The 447-nt window shown below is 43.8% G+C and carries 1 protein-coding gene; it reads left to right on the forward strand.

What is annotated here, in order from left to right:
• Positions 1–286, forward strand: a 286-nt coding sequence (gene atpH, locus GFC01_RS18175; RefSeq protein WP_152948511.1) for an ATP synthase F1 subunit delta, incomplete at its 5' end; no start/stop codon positions are given.
• Positions 287–447 lie beyond the last annotated feature (161 nt).

Raw genomic sequence — 447 nt, forward strand, 5'->3', positions numbered from 1 at the left:
TATTTTCTCTGAAATGACGTCGGAGTTTGTGAAACTTGCAAACCGCACGAAACAAATAGACGATGCGGTCGTGTATTCAGTGAAACCGCTGAGCGGTGCTGAAATTCAATCTTTATCTGAAGTATTTGCCAAAAAAGCCGGAGTCACATCACTACGTGTTGAAAATGTGATTGACATGGATCTAATAGGCGGAGTGAAAATCCGTATCGGAAACCGCATTTATGACGGCAGTGTCAGCGGAAAGCTTTCCCGCATTGAACGTCAGCTTGCAGGCGAAAATCGTTAGAAGGGGTGAAACCTTAGTGAGTATCAAAGCTGAAGAGATTAGCGCGCTGATAAAGCAGCAAATCCAAAACTATCAATCAGAAATTGAAGTAAAAGATGTCGGTACAGTCATTCAAGTAGGGGACGGTATCGCGCGTGTACATGGCCTTGACAACATTATGG

It is taken from the genome of Desulfofundulus thermobenzoicus (assembly GCF_009428905.1).
In the GTDB taxonomy this organism is placed as follows: domain Bacteria; phylum Bacillota; class Desulfotomaculia; order Desulfotomaculales; family Desulfovirgulaceae; genus Desulfofundulus_A; species Desulfofundulus_A thermobenzoicus.